At 46.6% G+C, this 8,211-nt stretch carries 8 protein-coding genes; 4 read left to right on the top strand and 4 right to left on the bottom strand.

All coding sequences use genetic code 11. The annotated features are described in order from the left end of the window. The first annotated feature begins 88 nt into the window (after window positions 1–88). Window positions 89–922, top strand: coding sequence for a protein kinase domain-containing protein (locus ABD892_RS12780; protein WP_345196140.1), 834 nt, complete (start codon window positions 89–91; stop codon window positions 920–922). A 130-nt stretch (window positions 923–1,052) separates the two neighbouring features. Here the strand turns inward: ABD892_RS12780 and cdd are convergent, their stop codons facing one another. Together cdd and ABD892_RS12770 are read right to left on the bottom strand one after the other, a co-directional pair. After that, on the bottom strand, window positions 1,053–1,985 hold the full coding sequence (gene cdd / locus ABD892_RS12775; RefSeq protein ID WP_345196138.1) for a cytidine deaminase: 933 nt from the start codon (window positions 1,983–1,985) through the stop codon (window positions 1,053–1,055). Window positions 1,986–1,995: 10 nt separating this feature from the next. Next, the gene (locus ABD892_RS12770) at window positions 1,996–2,139 is read right to left on the bottom strand and encodes a hypothetical protein (protein WP_345196137.1); all 144 of its coding nucleotides are present in this window, start codon (window positions 2,137–2,139) and stop codon (window positions 1,996–1,998) included. A 171-nt stretch (window positions 2,140–2,310) separates the two neighbouring features. On the opposite strand from ABD892_RS12770, the gene ABD892_RS12765 reads away from it, so the two are divergent. The 3 genes from ABD892_RS12765 to ABD892_RS12755 all read left to right on the top strand — a co-directional run bounded on the left by ABD892_RS12765 (window position 2,311) and on the right by ABD892_RS12755 (window position 6,541). Beyond that, the gene (locus tag ABD892_RS12765) at window positions 2,311–2,670 is read left to right on the top strand and encodes a TraR/DksA family transcriptional regulator (RefSeq protein ID WP_345196136.1); all 360 of its coding nucleotides are present in this window, start codon (window positions 2,311–2,313) and stop codon (window positions 2,668–2,670) included. Window positions 2,671–2,788: 118 nt separating this feature from the next. Next, entirely contained in the window at window positions 2,789–3,571 is a 783-nt protein-coding gene (gene murI / locus ABD892_RS12760; protein WP_345196134.1) for a glutamate racemase, read from the top strand. Between the two features lie 969 nt (window positions 3,572–4,540). Then, window positions 4,541–6,541: an amidase family protein gene (locus ABD892_RS12755; protein WP_345196133.1), complete on the top strand. Its 2,001-nt coding sequence runs from the start codon at window positions 4,541–4,543 to the stop codon at window positions 6,539–6,541. A 221-nt stretch (window positions 6,542–6,762) separates the two neighbouring features. Here ABD892_RS12755 and ABD892_RS12750 read toward each other — a convergent pair whose 3' ends face one another. Beyond that, the gene (locus ABD892_RS12750) at window positions 6,763–7,755 is read right to left on the bottom strand and encodes a metallophosphoesterase (RefSeq protein ID WP_345196132.1); all 993 of its coding nucleotides are present in this window, start codon (window positions 7,753–7,755) and stop codon (window positions 6,763–6,765) included. A gap of 184 nt (window positions 7,756–7,939) precedes the next feature. Continuing rightward, window positions 7,940–8,211: hypothetical protein (locus ABD892_RS12745; protein WP_345196131.1), on the bottom strand; the 272-nt coding region annotated here is incomplete at its 5' end.

Raw genomic sequence — 8,211 nt, 5'->3', positions numbered from 1 at the left:
TTTGTGCAAAAACTGTACTCTGTTGCCAAAAGTACGGCCAGCTTGCTCACATTCCCAAGGTTAAGCGGGATTTAAGGAATATAAAAAGATTGCTCCACATGAACATATTGCGCATTTTCTGGGTATCGCAGAAATTGAACTGTTTAAGAATACGCACCTCTCAGGCTTGATGATGCAACGTTATGAAATGAGTCTTCATGATTATCTAAAGCGCAGTCATCCGACCAAGGCACAGGAGCCTAACCATGAATATATAATCCGTAAATGTTTACGCGATGCTGCGTCTGGCATCAACCATATGCATACTAAAGATATTCTTCATCGAGATATAAAGTCTGCAAACATCTTACTTTTATTCCACGATAATGATGTTGACGGAAAAGTCTCCGACCTTGGTTTGTCATCGGATATTGATACACAACCGAATTGTTTGGAAGGAACCCCAAAATACTGGGCACCGGAAATCATATTATCTAAAAAACTCCATCGCCCTTATGAATATACCTACTACACAGATATATGGGCATTTGGCGTCATACCGTTGGAAATTGCGGTCTATCCTGAAAAGCCTGAATACTTAGCAGACATGATAGAAATAAAGAAGGTTGACAGGAGAGAGCTACGAACATTGACCTGGGAACAATTTCACGAAGTACTTAAAAACAAAAAACCCAAAGGTGAAGACAGAACGCTGAAAGCGGCTATATTTTCTACATTCAACAATTACAGTAACTTTATGGAAAACCCCATTTGCCCAAGCATAGAACAGTTGGAAAACTTCTCATGGGAAATGCAGCTTTGCATTGTTGCTGCTGCTTGTATGAGGAAAAACCCTATGTTTCGTCTACCATTCAGCCACTTTATTAGCTTGCAAGATCCCCGGCTTGAACAGCTACGAGCAGGAAAACAGAAAAGCGCATAAACCACCATCCTCTGCATGACGGGATAGTTCTGCCTCAATACGATACCAGCAACACTCACCGTACACCTGCAATGACGAATCGATAACTTCACCATCACAGGTGGTAGAATCCCCTAAACCACAATGCTCGTTATGATGCTATCTCATTCTGAGCCACCCGCTGTGCGGGCAAATAACGGTATTCGCAACCCTCGAGCAAATCGACGATATTGTCCGTAAGTTGCTTATGATTGATTGCAGACGGGCGCTCAACCATAACAACCTCAACAATACGACGTGGTATCTGCAAGCTGGCAAAACGCAATTGAGATAACGCAGAAATCATCGCTGTCAGACTGGGGTTAAACGCTGCATTTTCGGCATAACGACCAACAAACACGGCATCATCATCGGTTCGCAGTGCGACACCGGCATAACCGCCAGTATAAGGGGCATAACTGGCGCAGGCTGCCTGACAAGCAGCCACGGCTAACGGATCACTCTCATCTACCTGCAACGATTGCGATGCGTCATCCATCAATAGCGTTGAAACACCCAGATTTTTTGGGCCAAACGCTGACGGTAATAACTGTGTCAACTGACAGTGTTCAACAACCTGGCTGTCCGTCATATTCCCAATCATGATATCCAGGGATTCTGCTGTTGCTGTTTCAAACATAAATTGCCGACAGTGACCACAGGGCGCCGCATTAACCGCCAGTTTCTCCAATCCTTTTTCACCATTCAGCCAGGCATTGTTGATCACCGCCTGCTCTGCATGCAGCGTAACTGCCATGCTGCCACCGGCCAGTTCCATGTTGGCACCCAAATACACCTTACCCGATAACCCACGGGCAACTGCACCGACATAGAACGATGAAACCGGCGCCCAGGCACAGGCCGCGGCCAGAGGCATCAAACGAACCAGCAGATCGTTCGGCGCGCTGTCCAACGTATTCGTTAAGGTATCTACCTGATCTGGCAATATCACCCCTGCCTGGCTGAGGACAATCTCTTTCAGGAGGGAGTGACTATCTGCAGGGAATTGATCAAAAACATCAGCGCGGAAACAACTGGAAAACATGAGCTTCACTTCATACCGGTGACAGGCAGGTCATATCGCAACCCGCCATGGCGGGACAGTGTAATACCGGGGCGTCAACGATACCAGAAACGGAGTCCTCCACCTCACTGGTCAACGTATGGTCTCGGGACTCGCCAAGAGTATTGATAGCCACGCATCCATTTCATCGCCTTTTTCATGATTTTGCTCGCCTTGCGTATTAACATGACTCAATGGGATATACGAGACTCCACACCAAGGGATATCTATCTTTCCGGTCAGCTGTGCCATACCGAAGAACCTCTGAAAATCCCCTTGTAAACATACCGTTATTAAAGGCTTATCGATGGATGAATTGACCCGGGCGCAGCGGGAAGAATTAACAGGCAACCTGCTGTCCCTGCGTGACGACCTGAGGCAACAGCTGGATCGCACCCGTGAATCCGCCCAAACCGTCACACTGGTCCAGCAGGCCTTCGGACGGGTTTCCCGGATCGATGCTCTCCAGCAACAGAGCATGGCGCAGGCCAGCAAGGCGCAATGCGAACAGCAGCTGCGCCAGGTGCTTCGGGCGCTGGCGGATGTGGACAGTGGCGACTATGGTTTCTGCCGGAGCTGCGATAACCCGATCGGCTACGAACGACTGAGAATCCGGCCGGAAACGCCGCTTTGCCTGAACTGCCAGACACAAGCCGAACAGCCCTGAACGGGCTATTTACTTATTTGGGCAATCCCTGTCTCACCCTACAATGTGGGCGGAATGCACGCCCTGGTACCGCATAACGGACGTGCCGAATGAACAACCATGAGATTTGACCAGACCCGTGTCACCTATTGTCATTTTTGATTCCGGGGTCGGAGGGCTCAGCATATTTGATGAGGTTCGCCAGCAATTACCCTGGCTGCCCGTTGTGTACTGCTCCGATAACGCCGGTTTTCCCTATGGCCCGAAAAGTGAGGCCGAGGTTATCGCGCGTGTCAGCGAGTGTCTCCGTCGCCTGCTGGATACTTATCGGCCCCAGCTGATGGTGATTGCCTGCAATACTGCCAGCACGGTTGCCCTGCCACGTGTTCGTCAGGAACTCCCGGTGCCCGTTGTCGGTGTTGTACCTGCCATTAAAACTGCAGCCAGTCTGTCACAAAACCGCTGCATTGGTCTTCTGGCAACTCCTGGCACAGTGAATCGTCCCTATACCGACCAACTGATCCGGGAATTTGCCAGTGACTGCGACGTTGTTCGGGTGGGTTCATCGGAGCTGGTTTATCTGGCAGAACAGCAGTTACGCGGCCTGCCTGTCAGCCAGGTTCATCTTACGGAAATCCTGTCGACTTTTGTTCACCGGCCGCTAATACCCGATTACATTGTGCTGGGCTGCACGCATTTTCCACTGATGAAAGCGGCATTGTCTGCCTGCGCACCGGATGTGCGGTGGGTTGATTCTGGCCAAGCCATTGCACGGCGTGTCAGTAACCTGATCCAGAAGCCGGATTCAGTCTCAGGTAAGGCATCGCATACTGCCGTATTCACACAAGCCTGCGACACCATCGAAGCACTGGCACCGGCACTTTACGCACGAAGCATTGGGGATATACAGCTATTGTCATGAATAATGACTAAACGTGGTCTCTCCCGTCAGGCACATTTTCTTGCAAACCTGTTCTTAAGAGCCTGTCGCCCGCCGGGAGAGTATTTCATTGGAAACATCAAACCAGTGTTAGTTCCCCTACATCCCGTACGACTAAAGTCAGCACTACTGACAACCGGGTTACTGACGAGTGACTGTCTGGGTATAGGCCAGCAGCATCCGCATAGGACTGTTTAAACTTACTGTGAAAGACCCATCGTGACTACTACCCTTTGTTGTCACCAAGCCCCAGCGCGAAATCACACGCTTTTTAGGCATAAATCGCTTCGATGCCAATTGATACTCATTAGCCATCCCTCTATCCCCAGCCACAATAAAACTAAGTACCCGACCATAAACAACCTCATATTTTAGCGTTTACAACCGGCAGGGCACGGCCTGATGCGCTGAGAAAACGTTAGTCTGGGTACTTAACACTTTTTGGTAGGGTATAAAGAAAGATCAGTGGTAGACATAATTAAAACAATAAAACCAGAAGTTTCACAAAGCAGAACTCCAATCAAAAAAGTTAATGGTTTTGTCTTTCACGCGCTGTTTATATAGTCAATGAAGCATAATCAGTTTGCCTATACAACTTTTCCCATATCCCTTGTCCCTTTTAACTCTCGCTTCAAAATAGTGTGGCTCCAGTATATTTTCTCGAATAAAAGACTATGCATGAATATAATCCCCAGCATCCCCTTTTCTTGTTACACATTTAAAAATCAAACAATGCTAACAAAAATCACTATTCGTCCAAGAAAATAACAAAATACACCTCCACTTCTAGATCTACTAGAGAAAATGAGCTAGCTTCCCAAGGCAAACATATAGAATCCGTTAAATAAGGATACACATTTAATATTAACTATTGTCGGCATCCTCCGGAAAGAACGTTTAAGGCTGATCTGAGCTTAATTTTCTATAAGGGGGGAAGGGGGGGGGTAAATTATGAGTGGTATATCATCTACCAGCCTGAAATACTTAACATCACAACGTCTTACTGAGGTCACACCTCGTCAATGGTCAGAGATATCAAGAGAAGTCAAACAATGCAATCCAAAAAGCTATATCAATCGAGGCGACGTGAACAGAGGATGGATACTGAAAACTCTTGAGTATTTCTCAGAATTCGAGCTTTTTCGCAGAGCTATAATAAGGCTGAATGGATTCAATCAGCTCAATACTTTTCAATTTGAAGATTTACCCCAACCAGAAACAGCATCAGAATCACAAGAAACAATAACATCACCGTCAGAGTTCGCTGACGACCCGAAGTTTTTCGACTACCAATCACTATGCGTAAGGGAAAAAGGGTATATTCCAGAAAATCGTGATGTAGGGGAAATACAAGAGAGTGACCCAAACAACAACCTGGAGAGTTTTAAAGGGCTGTCTGGTGAGGATATCGAAACCGTTATCAATAACCATTTGGAGGCTCATCCCGAACACCGAATGGTTATTGGTGACGCCGTTCAATCCTTCGAAGAACCGGAGCCGAGTGATGACACCAGCGCTGACAAGATCCCCATAGCGCGCAAATCCGATATCAGATTAAAAGGAAAAGTCACAAACTACGGCATACCTGGTGATAAAGCCCGTGACGATACCAGCATCGGATGCATGCAAAGAACAGTTGATGGTGATAGTCCATTCAGGGTCATTGCTACATGCAACCAACATCAACTCGGGGCGGGTAATAGTGGGCATAACCCTAACTGGCCTAACATACACAATGTTTACAGTAAATTTGTACAGCTCACGGAGCGTGTCGAAGGTACTCCTCAGCGTATAATCAAATGGGCTTTTGAAGGAGACAGCTTTTTACAAGGCATACTCCAATGGATAATCCTGAAAATCGCCCCCCAACGCCAACCCACAGGTTCTTCATCAGGGCCGACAACGCTGGTCAGTTCAGGCGCCTGTCCTCTGGCAGTTGTGACAGACGGACTTGGCTCCGGTACAAATACTGCGCAAGCTCAGGGGCTTGTATGTTTTAAGGGCGGCAAGTTTTTTAATGAAGATGGCCAAGAGCGGGACTTGTTCAATATGGATAACAGTGGCTTTGATAACTCACTGGGTATGATAAGCCCAGCTCTCATTGCCAGAAACATGGAAAGGGTATTATGCGGTGTCAAGGAACTGAGTGATATTCAGCTACAACCCGTTTCACCGACAGAATTTTATAATAGCCGCCTGGCATTTGACCACATTGGTAGTTGTATTACTGATCCGGAAATTGGTGAAAAATGCAGATTATTAATCAGAAAACTCATTGAACACAGGAAACAATATCAAGATCAGGCACCTCGCATTGATGGGGTCGACATTATGGGCTATTTAGACCACCAAGAGAATGCGGAAACACTGATTAAGTCAGCGCTGATGCTGATAGGAGAAGTTAATGCCAATGCATTCAATGCGTTAGACCCCGAAACCCAACAACGATGCACACCAGAACTTAAACTTAACATGAACCTCGCCCAACAAGTTTCAGATGAGTGCATGAATATAGCAAAACAAAACCAAGCCCTATTAAAAAACAGGATAAAATCACTCCACGAAAATGGCTATGACTTTATCTTAACTCCGGTAACCTGCACAGTGGCGCCAGAAGTTCAGGAGGGGAGTTGCTTCCTTGCAGGAGACAGAAAATATGGCTGTGCAGACATGCAGTCAGCGGCTCAATATATTCAGTTTTCGTCTGTAGGGAACTTGCCCGGTTTGATCTCAGCGACCATTCCAATTGGCCATGCAAGAAATAGCGAAATGCCTGTAGGCATCAGGATCATGATGACATCCTGCAAAAACGGCAAGGATCTAGGGAAGTTTCTATTGCTTTGTCAGGAAATTGAATATATTGCCAAGCATGATGACGATCTTACGACTAACTTGCCAACAATTAACCTTGAACCAGCCATCAAAGAGCGCTTAAGAATGAGACACGGGTAGAGTGAGTTGTTAATAAATTTATTTATACACACACGATACTCTTTACTGTTCTCAGCAGAAGATGTGCATAGATGATATTGAGACAGCAGCAAATGGTTCACAATCTTTAGACCTTGGAAAACATCCTAAAAATATCTGCCAAGGTCTAATTTTCCATGCAACATATTGCCTTATCATCACGATTCCTTATTTTGGAATCCAAGCATCTATACACAGGCAATCTACGGTTTCATGATGGCATGGCTGTAAACTAACTCCCACTGACCTGATTCTGCATCAACCACATAGGCTTCACCGGTAAACTGATTACTTTCGATCTGGATTCTGAAAAAGCCCAGCGAATCACCGACCTGCCACCAGGCAGGATTACGGTCAGGATTGGTCAGGCTTCGCGTTTTACCGCCAGCACCAGACACGATGAAGAAGGTTTTCCCACAGTCTCTGCTTGGTTTTAACCATTGCAGATCATGATCATGGCCAGTGATCAGCACATCCACTTTGTCACAAATGGTTTCCTTGATCAGATTCTGCCAGTCCTTACCAGACCCTGCCAGACCATCATAAAAACCGGCATTACCATGGAGACCGTTGGAACGAAGCGGATGATGGGCAAATGCAATTTTCCAGGGAGCCTCAGCAGTCGACAAGGTACGGTTAATCCATTCCTTATGCTTCTTCGTATAAGGCTTGCGCCAGTATTGGTAATCCCAATCGAGACCACCGGCGATCGGGTTAGAATCCAGCGCAAGGAAATCAATCAGCGGCTCTTCACTCCCCAATGGCGCTGTAAAATGATAGTAACGGTTAGGCATACGCCATTTGTCACTGCTGCGATCATCCCGGTAGTGATAGGCAACCTGATACTCTCCCTTGAAATTATCCAGTCCGCCACCGCTGGCAAAGTGAGAGTTATCATGATTGCCTAACGACATGAAAAAAGGGAAAGCCAATCCTGCATAAGGCTGCTCGAATTTACTCTGGAAACTGTCGTCACGACTGCTGTCGACACCCGCCTCGTAAATGTTATCGCCAAGACCAATGGCAAAATCGCAGGCTTTTTGCTGGCAAAGATTTTCTATGGCATTGGCAACCTTATACTGTTTGTCACCGCCGGTTCCCATGTCACCGATCGCAATGAAGCTGACACTTTCAGCCAGAGCAAAAGACGCAGTAAACCCGCCCAAAGCAAGCGCCTTGAAAAACATTGTATTCATATTTCTTATTCCTGTTTTTTATTGTTGTTGTCCAGACACGGTATGGCATCCGCATTTCATTCCGATGACAGATTATCAGAGTCTCTCTATTCTCTGGTACTACCCATGGTAACCATCAACCTTCACACCGTCATTGCTCTGCACTATTCAGGTCTATCGCCACTCTCACTGTCACTCTCTGGGATCAAAGGAAAACCAATACATTCACTCTCCGAAAATGGCGAAAGAGCAGCCAACCAATCCCCAAAGCCAGACTTTTCAATAAAGGAATGCTTAAGAATCTGATGGTCTTTAAGGGTTCTTTTATCTTTATAGGCTTTGTCACACCGATCACACTGATAGGGCTTTTCCCTAATGTGAGTGCGCTGGTGCCTCCTGCGTATTCTGGCACAACTTGAACACCGATTCTGGTAACTCTTGAACACCCATTCTGGTAAGTCTTGAACACTGATTCTG

Source organism: Kistimonas scapharcae, assembly GCF_039540975.1.
Classification (GTDB): Bacteria; Pseudomonadota; Gammaproteobacteria; order Pseudomonadales; family Endozoicomonadaceae; genus Kistimonas; species Kistimonas scapharcae.
The sequence above is the reverse complement of the archived record's forward strand: the minus strand, read 5'-3'. Positions and strand labels throughout refer to the sequence as shown.

What these genes read in the sequence shown, in the direction of transcription:
- cdd (WP_345196138.1), bottom strand. Translation starts at nt 1,985, where the DNA reads ATGTTTTCCAGTTGTTTCCGCGCTGATGTTTTTGATCAATTCCCTGCA.
- ABD892_RS12755 (WP_345196133.1), top strand. Translation starts at nt 4,541, where the DNA reads ATGAGTGGTATATCATCTACCAGCCTGAAATACTTAACATCACAACGT.
- ABD892_RS12765 (WP_345196136.1), top strand. Translation starts at nt 2,311, where the DNA reads ATGGATGAATTGACCCGGGCGCAGCGGGAAGAATTAACAGGCAACCTG.
- ABD892_RS12750 (WP_345196132.1), bottom strand. Translation starts at nt 7,755, where the DNA reads ATGAATACAATGTTTTTCAAGGCGCTTGCTTTGGGCGGGTTTACTGCG.